Genomic DNA, 18,037 nt, shown 5'->3' with positions numbered 1-18,037 from the left:
GGTGATCTGTTCAAGGATGGCGGGGTTCGTTTGAGTCGCTAAGTCTTTGGGGCAATTATGAAAGTTCATGATAATTCCTATGATATCTAATTGGGCTTGGCGGATGCTTTCTACAGTTAGCAGCGTATGGTTGAGTGTTCCCAGTCCGGCATTTATCACAACAACAATTGGTAGCTGTAGTTCTTGTGCCCAGTCCCTGACATAATAGTCTTCAACAATTGGAACGAGCCATCCTCCTACTCCCTCCACTAGGAGTGGTCCTGAATGTTTCTTGTAGATATTTTTCACAGCATCTCTAAGTGTAGAAAAATCAAAGGGACGATCTTCAATGGCGCAGGCTGCTAGAGGGCTGACAGGAGGCTGCAACCATATAGGATTAATTTCATTTAAGCTGAGTGTTTCTTCATTGGCTTTTGCGATAAGTTCAGCGTCTGTTCTTTCTCCACATATGATGGGCTTGAGACCTAAAGCAGGCATCTGTTTTTGTCTAAGTGCTCTCACCCATTGGCAAGTAAAATAGGTTTTTCCTATTTCCGTTCCTGTTGCAGTAATAAATGCCCCTTTCATTCAAGCAGGTAATATGTCCATTAAAGCGTTCTGTAAAGCTTCTAGCATTTCGTTTAGTTGAGAAGTCGTTGTACAGTAAGGAGGCATCAGCATGAGGACATCGCCCACTGGCCTAGTGAGAAGCCCATAGTCCTTGGCCTTTTCACAAATATGGTATCCGAGACGTTTTTGAGTAGGAAAGGGTTTGCGGGTGGCAAAATCCTCTACGAGTTCAATTGCTAGGACGAGGCCTTCTTGGCGTATGTCACCTACATGGGGGTGTTGCCAAAATGATTGGCTTTGTTGAGCGAGTTGATTCGTCAGCTTTTCTCTATGTGCTTGAGATTCAGTGCGTTGAAGAAGTTCTATGTTTTTTACCGCCGCTGCGCAACCCAATTGGTTTCCAGTATAACTATGGCCATGATAAAATGTGCGTGAAAGGTCACCGCGAAACCCGTCAAAAATCTTTTCTGTGCAAAGAGTTGCTGCAAGTGGTAAGTAGCCTCCGGTAAGACCTTTTGCCAAGGCCATTAAGTCAGGTTTGACGTCTTCTTTTTGAAAGGCAAATAGAGGACCTGTTCGGCCAAAACCAGTCATAACTTCATCAAGAATCACTTTAGCTCCGGTTTCCTGAGCTATTTTACAGGTTTTAGTAAGATAACCTTCGGGATGCATAATAAATCCTGCTGCACCTTGCACTCTTGGTTCGACGACCCAAGCAGCATTTTCTTTAGTAGATTGTGTAAGCTTCTGCTCTGCTAACTTCACGCATTCCATTTTACATTTACAAGTAAGCCGAGCATCCTTTTTCTCTGGTTTAGAGCGATTGTAGGGACAGCGATAACAGTAAGGTGCTCTGATTTCTTCGGTTTTAAATAGTAAGTTTTGGTATGAGTGGTGAAAGGTAGGGCTTTGTCCAAGACTCATAGCTCCAACGGTGTCACCGTGATAAGCTGATGACAGAGAAAAGAATTTTGTGCGTTGTGGTTCTTCGTTTTGTTGAAAATATTGGTATACAATTTTAATCGCTGTTTCTATGGCAGTTGACCCATCGTCAGAAAAGAAGGTTCGTGATAAATTGTTGGGATCTTTTTGTTGAGTGAGTTGGATGAGTTCTTTAGCAAGCTGTGCTGCAAGAGGATGAGTAAGGCCAAGGAATGACGAATGAGAAATTTTAGCTGCCTGTTCGTTAATGGCTTCTGTTAACTCTGGATGAGCATGACCGTGTAGGTTGGTCCATATAGATGAATTCCCATCTAAGTATTTTTTCCCATTTTGATCAATGAGATGAGCCCCTTCACCATTTTCAATAAGTATTGGCGAATAACTGGGATCAAGCCAAGAGTCAATAGGTGTGAAGGGATGCCAAAGGTGTTTTCTATCCCAAGTAATCCACTGATTCATAATAGGTTTTCTAATTCCTTGGATAAGAATAAAAGTTGTTCCGGGCTATGCTTAGCAGTGATAGATATTCGCAAGACGGCTTGACCTTTGGGTACAGTGGGATAACGAATGGCGGGAACATAGATTTTTTTTTGTAAAAGCTTTTGGCTGATCTCCATCGCACGTGTTTCACTGCTCACTTGCACAGTTTGAATTGGGCTAGTTTGATATGGCAGGCTAAGGGCCGTCGTAAAAAATAAGATATTCTCTAATAGTTTTTCTTTCAATGACTCACCCTTTGCGTTTTTGACAAGTTGGATAGCTTGGCAGGTTAGGTCTGCTAGTAAAGGTGGGCATGCAGTTGTGAACATGAATGAGCGAGCTCGTTGAGTAAGGTAGTCAATGAGAGTTTTCGAGCCAGCAATATAGCCACCATAAGTACCAATAGCTTTTCCGAGAGTTCCCATTTGGATTTCAACTTGGTCAGCTACATGAAGTTCCTCACACTTACCCCTTCGGTTTTTCCCATAAATACCAGTAGCATGTGCTTCATCAACCATTAGCCATGCATCATAAGATTTTTTAAGAGAGACGATCTCTCTCAAAGGAGCAAAATCACCGTGCATCGAATATAGGGATTCGACGATAATGAGAATTCTTGAAGAGGGGTGCTTAAGGCGTATATGCTTCAGGATTTCTTCAAGCTGTTTCAAGTCATTATGAGCAAAAACTCGAATAGTTGCTTCTGATATTCTTGAGGCATCTATAAAACATGCATGTATAGCTTTATCCATGACGATAAAGTCCCCCCGCGTTAACACTGCAGGAATGGTTCCGCAGGCAGCAGCATAACCAGTAGAAAAAGACAAAGCTGCCTGGGTATTTTTAAATGTAGCTAATTCTGCTTCTAATTTTTCGTGAGAAGTAGTGTTGCCTGAAAGTAGCCGGGCTGCCCCTGCACCATGCAAGTGAACGGCATGGGCTTGTTTTTTTTCAGAAAAGTAGGAAGCAAGCCCTAAATAGTCGTTTTCAGAGTAAAGAGTAGTAGATGGTAAGAAGGTGCGAAGCTCTCGATGAAAGTTGGCTTCTTTATCTTCAACAAGATGTTTGGCTAGAACATGATCTAATGATGAGTTTTGATTCGACACAGGTGCTTATCATACAAACAGGATATGGAAAAAATGTCCAAAAATTCTATTCAAAGAATCTCATATTGAGCCATAAAAAGTGAAAAAAGAGGAATTATTTTCCACATGAAGGTTTTAAAACGCCATAGAAGGTAATTTAAGTCACCGCCTCGGCTAAGATAGAAAAAACTTTAGAAATTTCCTTGGCACCTCCCTAGTAATTATCTAAATTAATGGGAAATAGAACGTAGGGGAATTCGATCTTGAAAGCAGAACGCCATATCGAAGCAGCTAAGGGGTATCTAGCATTAGGCATGCCCGACGAGGCGATGGAAGAAATTAAGTCCTTGGACTTTACGTATCGTTACAAGCCAGAAGTTCTAGAATTAACAGTAGCGGTCCACATGAGCCAAAAGCGCTGGATGAATGGTCTGGTTCTGGCAAGGGCCCTATGCGATCGCTTCCCTATGTCAGGTAAGCCCTTTTTATTGACAGCTATGTGTCTGGATTCGCTAGAAAGAACAGCTGAGGCGAGGGATATTTTGCTAGCAGCTCCTGTTAGCTTGAGAAATAAGGCCGAATTGCATTATAACCTGTCTCGTCTAGAGGCTAAGCTAGGTAATGTATCATCTGCACAGAGGTATTTAAAGCGAGCGGTTGAATTAAATCCTGATATGAAGTCAAAAGCTGGCACAGACCCGCATCTTACTGATTTGGTACTCAGGCTCAAAAGCCATGAAGACGGTTGCGCGGCTAAAGCATAGTTGTTGTTTTCAATTGTCGCCATTCCTGAAGAGACCCTAAATATATCTTTCAGTTATCCGATCTCTTAAATCTGTAGATTGATTGCAATGCAGAGCCCCTTCTATATGAATCATAGCATTCCTGGAGCTTACATGATGGATTACAAGTTGAAAAGATGTGCAATAGCTGTAAAGGTAGAGAATTTAGCGACTAAGAAGTTGTTTCGGAAGGTGATGCTGTAAGTCTTCCACAAGCTCTATGGTTAGAAGTTCTCGCACGGACTCTCAACTCTAATTTATCATGTGAGTTTAAGCACGTCTAGAAGGTCTCAAATGTAACAAGGCCTCATGAAGAATTCAGAAGACTCTTTTAAAAGCGTTATCTTAGAAGCTAAACATACTCTAGAAGAAGAGTTTTCGAAGTTTACTCATTTGGTTTTTGATTCTTCTGGGTTTGAGTATGCTTTGATTTATTTTTCTGATTTAGAAGAATTCATTTTTTCGAATGCCCTAGAGCAACACACTGAATTATTGAGGCAGGTCATACCGCAATTGCCATCAGAGAATTATGAAGAATCTGTAGTTACTCATTGGTTTGAAGATCAAATGGATGCCAGAATACAGGTGTTTATCAATGCGGCCGATTTCAATCACGTTTATCTTTTTCCTCTTAAAAATTTTTTAGGTCAGAAAAAAAGCATATTAATTTTCGTTAGTTCTGGTCATGACGAAAATTCCTTAGCAGACATGAAGCGTTTCGGGCAGGCCTTACCCCGCTTAATCACATGGGAACTTGTTAATATAAAAGAGAATTACACCACCCTAGAAAGATTATTCAATAACAGCTCCAACAGTATAGGTGTGATTAGTGGGGATGGCGCTATCATAAAGGCCAATAAAGAGTTTGAGAGATTGACGGGTTTAGGCTCTGGTCAGAAAATTAGCGGCAGTATATGTGAATTCATACACCCCAATGATCGCGAAGCATTTAGTCAAATATGCTATTCACTAAAATCTGGCAAGGAAAAGTGCATGAGTATTTCCTGCCGTGTTCGAACGGTGAAAGAAAGTCATTCGCGTATTTGGATGACTGTTTCTCTTTTTACATGTGGAGGCTATGAGGAGGATATCTATAGCTTAGAATTAGTGGAAATGGCTCGTGTGAAGATGGACCAAATTCCAATCGTGCAACGAGAACAGTTTTTAGAAGCGATCATTGATTTCCAAAGTAGGTTATTTGAGGCAACGACCCGTGGGGTTTACCGCACAGAGTTAATGCATTCCTTATCTGAAACCTGCGAGGCTTCCAGGGTCTATATAGTATCCGTAGACGGAGAAGATGAGGGAACGTATCAATTTAGAAAAGAATGTCAGTGGGTATCTCCTCAGGTTGACTCAGGCAATGATGAGAAGAGGTTACACGACATTTGTTATCAAAGGTGGCACTCCATCTTGACACTAGGTGAAGTGATTTCCGGACAGACGGATGAGTTTCCGTCACCAGAGTGTGAGGTGCTCAAGGAATACCAGATTGGGTCAATTTTATTAATTCCGATGATTATACATGGTAAGCTGAGGAGTTTCTTGGGTATAGACCACTGTTTTAAGGCGCACCGGTGGAATGCTATTTCTATTGATTTCTTAAGAACGGCGGTAACGTCATTGACTGATATCATAGAAAAACGAGAAGGAGAGCAGATACTTAAGTTGTTTGAAATAGCCATTCGGGAAAGTAGTGATGGTATCATCATGACCGATGATGGGATGGAAAGTTCAAGCGGAGGCCCAAGAATTGTTTTTGTTAACGAAGCAGTTGTGCGCTTAACAGGTTACGCGCAAAAGCAGCTGATAGGAAATTCAATTGATATGCTTTATGGGCCAGAAACCGATTTGTCGCGTGTCGATCAAATATTGTTAGACTTGGAAGAAGGAATACCTCATCGAACAGAATTAACACTTTATAAGAATTCCAAAGTTGAATGTCTTTGCGATTTACAAGTATCGCCTCTTAGAGATTCTTTGGGGAGAATTATTAATCATGTGATAATTTTAAGAGATGTGACGTTACTTAGAAAGCACGCTAAGGAGCGGTTACGAGCAGACAAGATGGAATCAATCAGTTTGCTTGCCTGCGGAATAGCTCATGATTTCAATAATCACTTGGGGGTTATTTCAGGATATCTATCTTTGGCACTTAGTAAGCAGAAAGAACTAGAAAATGAGCTTCACCAGATGATTGAAATATCGCTAGAGGCTACAAAAAAGGCTCAAGCCTTGGCTAGGCAATTACTGGCATTTTCCAAAAATCAGGAAACCGTTAAGAGAAAAGTTTTTTTACAAGAGATGATTCAGGAGTCCTGTCACTTTGCAAGTCATGGTTGTAAATCGAATATTGAACTGATTATTGAGGATCATATCTGGCCAGTTGAGGCAGATTTAATGCAGATTACTCAGGTAGTTCAAAATCTGTTGTTGAATGCGAAGCAAGCAATGATGGAACCAGGTGAAATTGTTGTGATTGTTGATAATGTTTTCATAGGTGAAAATTCGGCAATTCCTTTGAGTCCGGGTAAGTACGTTTTAGTTAGAGTAGAAGATACAGGTTCTGGGATCTCTAAAGAGAACCTCGAGAAAATTTTTGACCCCTACTTTACTACGAAGAAAGAAGGCAATGGATTAGGATTGCCCTCTTGTTTCACTATTATTTCTCAACACGAAGGGCATCTTGCAGTCGAGTCGGAGGAGGGTCATGGTAGTCGGTTTACTTTTTACCTTCCCGCAACTGACCAGGAACTGGAGAGACATACAACCATGGTTCGTAAGCTTCCTCTTGTAACGAGGAAAGTTCTGATTATAGACTATGAGTCTGAGATGCGAAATCTTTTGGAGCGGAGTCTTGAAAATGCTGGATATAAAGTGACCGTCGCTGCAAATACATCTCTGTTTGGAAGCGACAACGGATCAAAATCGCGGATGCGTTCTGTGGATATTATGATAATAGATATAGCTATAATAGAGAGTATTGGAGCAGCGAAAGCCATGAATCTATTGAAGAAGATAGGTTCAGATCTCAAGATCGTATTGACCGGTAGTGAAATAAATGAGTCTGCCCTGAAGCACTATCAGAGTCATGGATATGAATATTTTATACCAAAGCCTTACAATCCACCTAAATTGATAAGGTTAATAGACCAAGTATTCTCTGAGATTTCAAGTTCACAGACTCAACTTTCTAAGCAATTCAACGTAAAAAGTATGATCTATCAGCAGAATTTACCAAAAGATACTGCCGTTTTATCGCTCAAAAAAATACGTTAAATAGAAAGAGGAAGTTTTTACCCTACCTAAGTGCCATATAGGTGTGTTTTTAAGTTTTTTGGATTATTCACCGAAACCTTCATATATGGAGCAGATTATAGCCTTAGTAGGACCAACGGCAGTCTTTGGAATGGGATATTTTATTTTTCGTTTGATAAAAGTATCCGCAATGAGCCCAGAGGAGCGTTGGAGACATCGCTACGATTCTCAGATGAAAAGGTACTTTGGAAGGATTTAATATTTCATAACAAATAGACTTGGAGTTGGTTATGTCTAAGAGAAAAAAACAAATATTACATGAATACTTGGCGATCAGTATGGCCATAGCAGATCTCAAACAGATTGCTAACGAAGCTAGTGTCATGGCGACGAAGTCCCCACGCAACTATCGCAATTGATTCTTTTAACAATTAAGAATCTAGCAATAGGACCATCAGTATCTAACCATTTTACACTCGATTCTCATTGCTGACTTGTGCATAGTGCACATGATGAGCGACGTTTTTATTGGGATTGATAGCGGAACGCAAAGCACAAAAGCAATCGTTCTTGAAGGCAAAAACGGAAAAGTACTTAGCGAGGCTAATGCGACTTATGGCTTAATACCTCACTTGCCTGAAGGAGCTAAAGAGCAAGAACCCAAGACTTGGGTGAGTGCTATGGAGCGCTCGATCAGAGAGGCTGTGCGGAAATCCAAGATCAAACCGGAGCAAGTTAAGGGTATAGGTGTTTCAGGACAACAGCACGGTTTTGTTGCTTTAGATTCTGATGGAAATGTTATTCGTCCCGCTAAACTATGGTGTGATACGAGTACCTCAAATGAAGCGAATTCTCTTATTAAGAAGTTAGGTGGCCCCAAAAAAGTAATAGCCTTGGGAGGCAACTCTATTCCGGCAGGTTTTACGGCGTCTAAAATTGCCTGGTTGAAAAAAAAAGAACCCAAAAACTATGCTAAACTAGCGACGGTTTTACTTCCACATGATTACTTAAATTATTATCTAACGGGTGGCGCTATTACGATGGAGCCTGGTGATGCTTCTGGAACCGGACTGTTTGATGTGAAGACAAGAAAATGGCATAGCAAATTGGTGCGTTCCATTGATCCAAACTTAGAACGTAAGTTACCTAAAATTCATAACAGCTCTCAGCCGGCAGGGCTTCTTGATTCTAAGGTAGCTAGAAAATTGGGGCTATCACCAGGGGTTGTTGTTTCTGCTGGGGGTGGCGATAATATGATGGGTGCCATTGGGACCGGTAACACCAAAGTAGGTGTTGTTACCTTAAGTTTAGGGACTTCGGGCACCATCTATGCTTATTCTGCTCGGCCTACGATTGATTCTCTAGGCCAGGTGGCTGCTTTCTGTGATAGCACAGGCGCTTGGTTGCCTTTAATTTGCACCATGAATGCAACTGTTGCTACAGAATTGGTCAAAACAGTATTCAAGTGGACAAATGATAGATTAACAAAGGAAGCCGCTAAGGTGCCTGTGGGTTGTGGAGGGCTTCAGCTTTTACCTTATTTTGAGGGAGAGAGAGTGCCGAATCTGCCCAATGGAAAAGGCGTTTATTTTGGCCTAGACTCGACGACTTTTAAACCGGGCTACATGGCTCGGGCCGCTATGGAGGGTGTAACTTTTGGATTGAACTACGGTCTTAATAGGCTAAGAGATTTGGGCATACGGCCCAAACAAATTCGTCTGACTGGAGGTGGATCCAAAAATCCTGTATGGCGCCAAATTGTAGCAGACATCTTTGAAGCAGAGGTTGTAGCGTTGGCAACCGCAGAAGGAGCCGCGCTAGGAGCGGCAATCCAGGCGAAGTGGTGCTACGGACTATCTAGAGGAGAGAATCTTCGTATTCAAAAAATAACGGATGCTTTTGTGAAGACAGACCCTAAAACTAAGTGTAAGCCAGTGAAAGAGCATGTGAAAGTCTACCGACCACTCCAAGAGATGCATAATCAGTTAGCACAAGCTAGCGCACCTTTGTTTGATCGACTCTCCAATGTACGCTAATCTTTGGGAATGACACACTTTAATAGTGAACTTTCTATTAGCTCAGAGCCTTGGTTCTTAGGTGGGCGAGAGTTTCGTTCCAGATTGTTACTTGGGACGGGAAAGTTTCCCTCACCAAGTTTGATGAAACAGACGTTAGAGGCTTGCGGAGCGGAGCTCGTTACAGTGGCCTTGCGCAGGGCCAATCTGACGGATCAGGAAGATCCCTCCGCCGATATCCTAGAGTATATTGATACCGATAAATATGTTATTGTGCCTAACACTAGCGGTGCCATGAATGCTGATGAGGCCGTTCGCATCGCGCGTATTGGAGCAGCAGTGGGTCTACCTAAATGGGTTAAATTGGAAATTCATCCTGACCCTAGGTATTTACTGCCAGATCCCATTGAGACATTGAAAGCAGCTGAGGTTTTGGTCAAAGAGGATTTTGTTGTATTGCCATATATAAATGCGGATCCAGTCCTAGCTAAGCGTTTAGAAGAGGTCGGGACAGCTGCTGTTATGCCCTTAGGATCTCCCATAGGCTCCAACAGAGGTATAGAAACAAGAGGCCAAATAGAAATTATTTTGGAGCAGTGCCATATCCCTGTTATCGTTGATGCTGGTTTAGGCGCTCCATCTCAGGCTGCCGAAGCTCTAGAGATGGGTGCTAGTGCGGTCCTGGTGAATACCGCCATTTCCATAGCGAATGACCCGCCGCGCATGGCTCAGGCTTTTGCTTATGCGACTGCAGCAGGCCGTCATGCTTACAGTATGGGCTTGCCTGGACCTCGTTCATTGGCTAGCGCTACCAGCCCTTTAACAGGCTTTCTGGATACGCCATAACTTATCAACCTAGAAGATCAATATGTCAAGTGGTGAGATACCTATGAGCACTTTGAGAACGATGACTTTAACCCGATTATCTCATAGAAGTTGAACGAGATGCGTAATAGCTTAAGCTACAAAAAAAAGAGAGGCGACGAGTATGTATCCAAAGGTGATATTTCTGAGACACTTGTTGTTTTTTGGGAACAAGATCTTGCGCAGATCTTTAAGTCTTTATTCTATTATTCGGGGTTCACTAGCCGATTAGCAGTAGGCCTAGGCCTCATGACTGTGTTGATCGCAAGGCCTCTTCTAGCGCAGCTAGAGGAATCACCTATCGATTACAAAGATAGGATCCCATTGGTAATTGAAGATCTCGGGTTAACAGAGCAACAAAGGACAGAGCTAGTAGAAACGCTTGTTGGCGTATCAAAAGGCTCACTTCTATCTGGTGAGAATGAAAATGCTGCTAAAGAGTATAGGAACGGGATACTGAGAGCATTAGCATTGGCTTTGAAATTGAACCCTAGAAACCGTGAAGCGGTCATTATTGGTGTGCAGGCTTATAAAGGTGCAGAAATAAGAACTAAGGAGGATCAGCCATTGAATTTAGATAAGAACCTTCGTTTTCTTCTGCAAACGGCAACCCAATTGAAGAACTCAGAAAAGCCTCATGATATTAAACTAGCCGGCTATCTATTTGATATTGGGGTTAATCTATTTCCAGCTCATGAAGATTTTATCTATGAATCGGAGATGATGAAATTAGATAAAAAAATGCCTTTCTGGCCTGGGCAAGAAGTGAAAGTTGCTTCGAATGATATAGAGAGTCCCAAAGAAGACACAAAGCCATTTGAACCCACTCGCCTACAAAGTTCTATCAAAGGCTTGTTTGTGACCACTAATTCATCGGGACTAAGTGCAGGCACAACCGGAGATATTCTCATTCATTACCAAGAAGAACAAAATACTAGTGTATTGGCAAAGTTTAGAAAAAGGGAAACGCTCAAGGATACCGAAGAAAAACAAGAGGAGGAGCCAGAGGAAGAAGATATTGAAGAAGAACCTGAAGTGGGTGGCCTTGTAGATGAAGAGGAACTTGAAGCTGCAAAGCAAGAGTATGAAGAAGCTAAGGATAAAATAAACGAACTTCGCAAACAAGGTGCAAGCTCTAGTGAGCTCCAGGATGCTTATAAAGAATACAGACGTACAAGAGAACGGTACCATAAGTTAAAAAGAAAATTAGAAGAAGGTTCTGACACTCCAGCTAAAACACCGGAGAGAGTGAAAACCAATGAAGTTAAGAGTAATATAGGTTCACAAATGGCAATCGCTCTAGATGAAGGATTGAGAATGATCAAGACGAGGCATCAGAATGTGACCCATGGTGGTTACTTTGAGTTCAGCTTTGGAGACAAGTATACGCCCAAAGATGGCGGGTCTGCGGGAACAGCCTTCTCATTACTTATGGAGTCTATTGTTACCGGTATAGAACTAGACGAATCAATGAGCGTAACAGGTGATATTACAATTGATGGTAAAGTGAGAGCTGTTGGAGGAATTCCTCATAAGATTAACGGCTCAGTCTCAAGTGATTGTGGGATTACGATTATTCCTGCAGTTAATGCGTCTGAGATTGTCGATTATTCTATTTTATATGGACTTGGGGGGTTGTTGGATACACAAGTCATTATCGTGGAAACTTTTAATGAGACTTTAAAATTTGCTTCTAAGGAGAAAGATCCCGATATCCAAGAAGCTCTCAATCATTACGCCAATATCCCACGAGTCATTTCTAGGAAGTTTGTCCTAGAGGATTTGAGAAGACATCCCGAGCATATCAAAACCATACAAGAGACTTATGAGAAAATCCCTAATCATCAATCGGCAAAAATTATTATAGAACACTTGTTAGGAAGGGGTAAGAATAAATTATCACTTAGCACCTCTATTGAAGAAGCCTTAAGAGCAACAGGCCCTTTTTTACACCCCGTAGTAAATGGCTTTAAAATCTCTAACCGTACCACCTATGTTGATACCTATTCAGAGGATGTGTATAAAAACAGTGTCAATCGCTTAAATTTCTTGGGTAGTCATGTAGACCCTCAAGTTAAGGAATTATGCGAGGTACTTTACCAATTTGTCTCCTCATGGAGAAACTTTTCCGAAGGAGGGGGGGCTGATCAAAAGTACTATGGTCAAGAACTTCTGGAATTGCGAGTGGAGGCATTAGAAGAGGTCAAAAGACTCAATTATGACCAGAACTTACTTGAAGAATTAGTTCGCTAAAAGACTTCAAACTCTCAGAACAACCTCTATATTGATAGCATGTCTTTTGTTAGCACCTTCGATAAATTAAATAAGGGCACTCTGAATAAAAGCCATATCTTGCGTAGATTTGAGTCTTTATTGAAGCGAGATAGCCATATTGAATCTATGGCTACTGAAGCCTATCAACTGACACGTCAATATTTCGGGAGGACGATGAGGCTCTTTGCGCCGCTCTATCTTTCTAATGAGTGTGTTAATATCTGCAAGTATTGTGGTTTCTCTAGAAATAATCCCATTTTAAGGAGCACACTCTCCCTAGATCAGGTGGAGGCGGAGACTCGATATCTCTATGACCAAGGCTTCAGAAGCATTCTACTTGTCGCGGGAGAACACCCTAAGTTCATTTCGGAATCTTATCTTGGTGATTGTATTGAACGAATTCATCCCTTCGTTCCCTCAGTTAATTTAGAAGTAGGCCCGTTAGAGCAAGAAAACTATGAACCCTTAGTAAAGGCAGGTGCAGACGGTCTCATTGTTTATCAAGAGACATATCATCGAGATACCTATAGGGACATGCATGTCTCAGGCCCAAAGAGAAATTTTGATTGGAGATTAGAGTGTCCTGAACGAGCCGCCCGAGCAGGCTTTAAGCGAGTAGGTGTTGGTGCTTTGTTAGGCCTGCATGATTGGCGCTATGAGGCTTTGATGCTCGCTGCTCATGTGGAGTATTTACTAAAACACTGTTGGAAAACTTTTATTACGATTTCGCTGCCACGTATGCGTCCAGCAGCCGGTGAATTCGAGCCTCTAGTTCATGTGAATGATCGTGAATACACACAAATACTTTTAGCATTCCGCTTATGCTTTCCACAAATAGGTATAGTGCTCTCGACAAGAGAGCCAGCAGCACTTCGCGATGGCCTCATGCCTCTCGGTATTACTATGATGAGTGCAGGATCCCATACGGAGCCTGGCGGCTACACAGGGCAGGGTAAAGAAAGTCTGCATAGAACAGAAAAAGGTAAACATGTCCCATTCATGGGTTCTGACAGTGAATTTGCGACTGAGCAGTTTGCTATCTCAGATGAGAGATCTCCCTTGGAGATCAAAGAAAAATTAGTTGCTTTGGGCTTGGATCCTGTGTGGAAAGATTGGGATAGAGGATTAAGTGCTGTAGCTGCATAAAACATCTGGTAGTTATTATGTCAAAGCTGGTCATATTTGCTAATGGTAAAGCTCAACAGGTCTCCGAGGAAAAAAGTGTTGAGAAATTTGTTCAAGAAATGGGACTAAAATCGAGTATGGTATTTGTAGAGCTAAATGGACAGGCACTTTTGCGCGGTGAATGGAGTAACGCTTATCTTCAACACGGAGATCGCCTGGAAGTCATGCGTGTCGTCGCTGGGGGTTAAAGCTGGTAATCAGTCAAAAGCTATTTATAAGTCTACGGTGAAAAAACTTGTTATAGCTACATGTAATCTGGGCAAAGTCCGTGAATTTCAAGAAATTCTAGGTGCTAAATGGGAAGTGCTAAGTACTCGCGATTTAGGAGATGTGCCTGAAGTTATTGAGGATGGTGAGACCTTCCAAGAGAATGCTTGCAAGAAGGCATTAGCAATTGCTCAATTAACTAAAGCGCCAGTTATTGCTGATGATTCAGGTTTGGAAGTGGAGGCCTTAAATGGAGCCCCGGGGGTTTACTCTGCAAGGTATGCTGGTGAGAGTGCAACAGATTCAGATAATAATCTGAAACTCTTAAAAGCTTTGCAAGGAGCTACTGATAGGCGTGCACAATTTAGATGCGTACTGGCTGTAGCCGAGTCCAAGCAAATTACCGCTACTTATGAGGGGGTTTGTAAGGGCAAGATTATGGAAACTCTCTCCGGAGAAGGAGGATTTGGCTATGATCCTTTGTTTGTTCCAGAGGGTGAAAGCCTTAGTTTTGCTGAATTACTACCTAAGCTTAAAAATGCTATGAGTCATCGAGGTAAAGCCATCGAGCATCTTACGAGGGAGCACATTTGGCAGTAGTATTGATATGATCAATTAGCTTTTCAATATGTTCAGGCATATTGTAGTGAGTTGCCGTTTGTTGTGCAGCCAAGCCAATAGCCTTACGTAGCTTCACATTGGTCAGTTCCGCAATGAAATTTGCACCTTGGCTGATATTCGTAGGGCTATCAAGCATGAATCCATTATGTCCTTGATGAATAATCTCAGAGGCACCTGTTTCATAGGTGGTGATTACCGGTAAGCCAGAGGCCATTGCTTCTAAAACCACACTGGGGAAAGGATCATATAAAGAAGGAAAAAGAAAAACATCTGCTGCAGCGTAGAGGTCTGGCATAGGGCAAGACGGGGAGGTATCAACAATGATTAGCTTTGCTAGAGTCTTACTCAGTTGCACCATACTCTTGGCTAGTTTGTGTCCCTTGCGTTCCGGACCATGACCTACTAGTAAGATGACATATTCTTTTTCAGTAAGACCCAGTGAATTTCGTCCTTTCTCGCGGTTTCCTCCAGTAAACGTCTCGATATCAATAGCATTATAGAGTATAGAGATGTTCTTCTTGGGAAAAACAGAGTGTTTAATAATATCATCGCGGACCATTTTTGAATTGGCCATGATGTGTCTTGTATGGGTGCTATTTAAGGTGAAGTTTTCTAGTTTTTTAACTTTTCGGTTTTTAGGGTTTATTACATTGCTGATTTTTGCTCTCCATGAGGAATACTTAGCTCTACGGTTCAGCCAAGCTGCATGAACACCATCACCCGCCCGGTATATGTCGCATGTAATACCTCGCTCTAAACTAAAAATGAATGGTTTGGGCTTTAAGTTTTCGATATATGCATTAGCATAAGAGGCAAATAAATCGGGGTTATTTGATTTTTGTATATGGTGAATGTGTTCGAAGTTATTATCATCTGATCCCCACGATTCACATAACAGAGAAAGTTGGTATTCTTTTGTTTTGAGGGCCCTAGCTACTCTACGCAAATAATTTTCTGCACCACCTTTTTGAGACCATCTTCGTCTGATAAATAAAAGCTGCTTCATTAGAATTGAAAGTGTATTAATACAGCTGTGTTGAACAAATCGCACGGATATTTTTTTGCTAACATAATTCTTGGCAGATAAATTTTAGTAATATGGTAGTCACAGAAAAAAATAGTACGAATATGCCAAAAGTGGATTGGGAGCGTTGCCAAGAAAACCATTCAAATGCTTTATCTGAAAGAATCCAAGGGCATCTCTGTCGTCAATCAAGAGCTGAGAAGCATCCTATTTATGATTTTTTATTTGAGTACTATTCTTTTAGAGCCTCACACCTTATTCGCTGGACTCCAGGGGTAGGTGTTATATTGGAGAATGCTGATTTAGCTGGTTGGTCTTGGGGACCTTTTGTGAAAAGAGACCAAGGTATCTGGTTAGATGCTTCTTTGTTCCCCAGACAACGCAGAGAGGGTTTAAATTGGACTCTTCAACTTCTACAAGAAATCAATAAAAAGCCTCCATTTTTAGCATGCTTTGGTTTACATGAGTGGGCTATGGTGACAGATGTTGAGGATGTCAGGCACCAACAGTTACCCCTTCGTTTATCTCATCATGAGATTGTAAAGATCGTAAAAAATCAGTCTATTTGTTGCACGCATTTTGATGCTTTTCGTTTCTTCTCAAAAACGGCAAAGCCTTGGAATCATTATCAACCTACAACGAGGAACCGCAGGTCTCTCGAACAGCCTGGATGTATTCATGCGAATATGGATCTTTATAAATGGGCATATAAATTTTATCCTTGGATTTCCTCTGACATTCTTAGAGATGCCTTTGACTTAGCTTGGAAATCGCGAGTTATAGATATGCAAGCCAGTCCCTATGATGTCAGTATGTTTGGGTATGAGGCTATTAAGATCGAAACGGAGTCGGGCCGTCAAATTTATCAGAGTAAACAAAAAGAGCTTTCAGAAATCGCCAAAGCAATCAGAGAGCGTTTGATTGAAACAATGCTAGTATTGAAGAATTCATAAACAGACTCTTCTCACCATTCTTTTTTTCTTTGCCTTAGTCTAATAATGGCTTGGAACATTTTTATGCCATCGTCTAGGACATTTACTTTACTGCCTGCAATATCTCTCCAGTCAATGGGTTCTTCTTGAACAGAGATCCCCATATGCTCAAGTAGCGCCAGCAACTCTACATCAAAAGCGAAGCTTTTTTCTTGAACTAAATGCTTCATTTTCTGCCAAGATGCGTAGGGAATGATTTTAAAGCCGCACTGAGTATCATAAACATTTTCGTTTATGAGTGTTCCGACAGAGGTGGCAAATACTCTGCCAAGTAAATGTCTCAACAATGTTCTATCAATCTTTTTGCCAAGCATTTTGATTCTAGATGCAAAAATCGCTGTGTGAGGAGGTATCTTTTTTATCAATTGTATGAGCCGTTTGATTTCATAAGGTGGCACAGCTCCGTCAGCATCTACAAAAGCTAGCCACTTCGCTTTAATGTCTGTTGACCAGCCTGAAGCAATGGCTCCCCCTTTGCCGAGGTTTTCTTTTAAGTAGAGCGGTTCTAGCAATAGATGAGGTGCATTTTTTATTTGTCTGGATAGATAGTTTTGTAGTTTCTTTTGGCTGCTAATTGGAGAGCCGTCATCCACAATGAGAAGTCCTATCTTTGTGGGTAAGGGTGATAGCATAGGTATCAGCTCATCCAGAAAGCCGGGCAATCTATCCTCCTCGCAGTATGCAGGTATAACGAGGAGTACATCTAAGGCAATTCCCATGACTTAGCTTAACAAGTGTTTTGCTATCTTACAAGAAATGGCATATCAATACGTTTTGCCCGTGAATTTTGAGAGGCAAATGCCCGCTAACAAAATACTTAAAATTAAGGCATGTCGAGCAAAGTGATTTATATCTTTAGCTAGAGGCGACAAGCAATAATCACCGCAAACTATATAAATGTGTCCTATCTTAGAGCTTGATTTAAAACAGGTTTTAATTTTGTTCCTCTTAGGGATCAAGTATTGCTCCTCATACAGAAATTTCTCTCTTACCACATCTGTGGTAGCTTTGTTCTCAATAGTTCTCCTTTCAAAATCCACAGCTACACTCTAATACTTGTAGTATTAATTTTAACTCGAATGATCTACTAGAAATTGAACCAGACGTGAAAAAGCTTGAGTCACAGGGAAAAGAGAAGCAACAAAGATGTATGCCTAAAGGAATACCTTTAGGAGGTTCTATGTTTCTTAGTGACAAGATCTTGTGGAGTTCTTTAAGTCTCTATTGTATCATGCGGGGATAAGGAAAAGGCACTCACAATGAAACAATTTGTATTCGTTCTATTTATCATGGCTTCTAGCCTAAACTCAGTATACGCCGAAAGTGATCCTATGAGTGGCAAGAAGCTAGAGGACATTGTACGTGAGTTCACGGAAGATAAACTTGAGATAGAGAATCATGTTATTAAATTCATGTATAAGGAAGTTCCTCTCTACTGCATCTATGATGAGTCAAATGATCGCATGCGGATCATCTCTCCAATTAAGAGGTACAACCAAGTAACTGAAGAGGAAAAAAATAGTATGATGGAAGCCAATTTTCACAGAGCTTTGGATGCTCGATATGCTAGTAGCGGTGGAGTTCTATATTCCGCTTACATCCATCCACTCTCTCCACTAAAGAAAAGCGATCTGCTCTATGGCATTTATCAAGTGGTTAGCTTGTTTTTAACTTTTGGAGATGAATACAGTAGTAGTACACTCACTTTCGGAGACCAAGGCCAAGAACCTCTCAAGGAAAGAATTTAAATCATAGTCTG

General features: G+C 41.4%; 16 protein-coding genes. 11 read left to right on the top strand and 5 right to left on the bottom strand.

Annotated features, from left to right (window positions below):
• The 3 genes from bioD to AAGA18_13150 all read right to left on the bottom strand — a co-directional run.
• The coding region (gene bioD, locus AAGA18_13160; protein MEM9446287.1) for a dethiobiotin synthase at positions 1-567 on the bottom strand (567 nt) is incomplete at its 3' end.
• Complete coding sequence (gene bioA / locus AAGA18_13155) at positions 568-1,950, bottom strand: adenosylmethionine--8-amino-7-oxononanoate transaminase (GenBank protein MEM9446286.1); 1,383 nt, start codon at positions 1,948-1,950, stop codon at positions 568-570. It lies immediately after the preceding gene.
• Positions 1,947-3,077: an 8-amino-7-oxononanoate synthase gene (locus tag AAGA18_13150; protein ID MEM9446285.1), complete on the bottom strand. Its 1,131-nt coding sequence runs from the start codon at positions 3,075-3,077 to the stop codon at positions 1,947-1,949. The genes bioA and AAGA18_13150 overlap by 4 nt, the downstream gene beginning before the upstream one ends.
• 242 nt (positions 3,078-3,319) lie before the next feature.
• Here AAGA18_13150 and AAGA18_13145 point away from each other — a divergent pair, with 242 nt between their 5' ends.
• The 9 genes from AAGA18_13145 (at position 3,320) to AAGA18_13105 (ending at position 14,241) form a co-directional block, all read left to right on the top strand.
• Positions 3,320-3,820, top strand: a complete 501-nt coding sequence (locus tag AAGA18_13145) for a tetratricopeptide repeat protein (protein ID MEM9446284.1) — start codon at positions 3,320-3,322, stop codon at positions 3,818-3,820.
• A 327-nt stretch (positions 3,821-4,147) separates the two neighbouring features.
• Positions 4,148-7,117 (top strand): ATP-binding protein, encoded by a 2,970-nt coding sequence (locus AAGA18_13140; GenBank protein ID MEM9446283.1) that lies wholly within the window; start codon positions 4,148-4,150, stop codon positions 7,115-7,117.
• A 269-nt stretch (positions 7,118-7,386) separates the two neighbouring features.
• Positions 7,387-7,515, top strand: a complete 129-nt coding sequence (locus AAGA18_13135; GenBank protein MEM9446282.1) for a hypothetical protein — start codon at positions 7,387-7,389, stop codon at positions 7,513-7,515.
• Between the two features lie 90 nt (positions 7,516-7,605).
• Positions 7,606-9,132 carry a xylulokinase gene (gene xylB, locus AAGA18_13130; GenBank protein ID MEM9446281.1) on the top strand — a complete coding sequence of 509 codons (1,527 nt, stop codon included), beginning with the start codon at positions 7,606-7,608 and terminating at the stop codon, positions 9,130-9,132.
• 9 nt (positions 9,133-9,141) lie between these two features.
• A complete protein-coding gene (locus AAGA18_13125) occupies positions 9,142-9,957 on the top strand; it encodes a thiazole synthase (protein ID MEM9446280.1) in 816 nt (271 codons plus the stop codon).
• Between the two features lie 99 nt (positions 9,958-10,056).
• Positions 10,057-12,228 carry a S16 family serine protease gene (locus AAGA18_13120; GenBank protein ID MEM9446279.1) on the top strand — a complete coding sequence of 724 codons (2,172 nt, stop codon included), beginning with the start codon at positions 10,057-10,059 and terminating at the stop codon, positions 12,226-12,228.
• A gap of 39 nt (positions 12,229-12,267) precedes the next feature.
• On the top strand, positions 12,268-13,395 hold the full coding sequence (gene thiH, locus AAGA18_13115; protein MEM9446278.1) for a 2-iminoacetate synthase ThiH: 1,128 nt from the start codon (positions 12,268-12,270) through the stop codon (positions 13,393-13,395).
• Positions 13,396-13,412: 17 nt separating this feature from the next.
• Positions 13,413-13,622 (top strand): sulfur carrier protein ThiS, encoded by a 210-nt coding sequence (gene thiS / locus AAGA18_13110; protein MEM9446277.1) that lies wholly within the window; start codon positions 13,413-13,415, stop codon positions 13,620-13,622.
• 37 nt (positions 13,623-13,659) lie between these two features.
• Positions 13,660-14,241 (top strand): XTP/dITP diphosphatase, encoded by a 582-nt coding sequence (locus AAGA18_13105; protein MEM9446276.1) that lies wholly within the window; start codon positions 13,660-13,662, stop codon positions 14,239-14,241.
• On the opposite strand, the gene AAGA18_13100 is transcribed toward AAGA18_13105, so the two are convergent.
• Positions 14,216-15,268, bottom strand: coding sequence for a glycosyltransferase family 4 protein (locus AAGA18_13100; GenBank protein ID MEM9446275.1), 1,053 nt, complete (start codon positions 15,266-15,268; stop codon positions 14,216-14,218). The two genes, AAGA18_13105 and AAGA18_13100, sit on opposite strands and share 26 nt — an antisense overlap.
• A 122-nt stretch (positions 15,269-15,390) precedes the next feature.
• Here AAGA18_13100 and AAGA18_13095 point away from each other — a divergent pair, with 122 nt between their 5' ends.
• Positions 15,391-16,239, top strand: a complete 849-nt coding sequence (locus AAGA18_13095; protein ID MEM9446274.1) for a 3-methyladenine DNA glycosylase — start codon at positions 15,391-15,393, stop codon at positions 16,237-16,239.
• Positions 16,240-16,250: 11 nt separating this feature from the next.
• Here AAGA18_13095 and AAGA18_13090 read toward each other — a convergent pair whose 3' ends face one another.
• Positions 16,251-16,997 (bottom strand): glycosyltransferase, encoded by a 747-nt coding sequence (locus AAGA18_13090; protein MEM9446273.1) that lies wholly within the window; start codon positions 16,995-16,997, stop codon positions 16,251-16,253.
• Between the two features lie 540 nt (positions 16,998-17,537).
• On the opposite strand from AAGA18_13090, the gene AAGA18_13085 reads away from it, so the two are divergent.
• Complete coding sequence (locus AAGA18_13085) at positions 17,538-18,026, top strand: hypothetical protein (GenBank protein MEM9446272.1); 489 nt, start codon at positions 17,538-17,540, stop codon at positions 18,024-18,026.
• Positions 18,027-18,037: the final 11 nt, after the last annotated feature.

The sequence above is a fragment of the Verrucomicrobiota bacterium genome, assembly GCA_039192515.1.
Classification (GTDB): Bacteria; Verrucomicrobiota; Verrucomicrobiia; order Methylacidiphilales; family JBCCWR01; genus JBCCWR01.
Note: the sequence above shows the minus strand (reverse complement) of the source record. Positions and strands in the feature narration are given on the sequence as shown.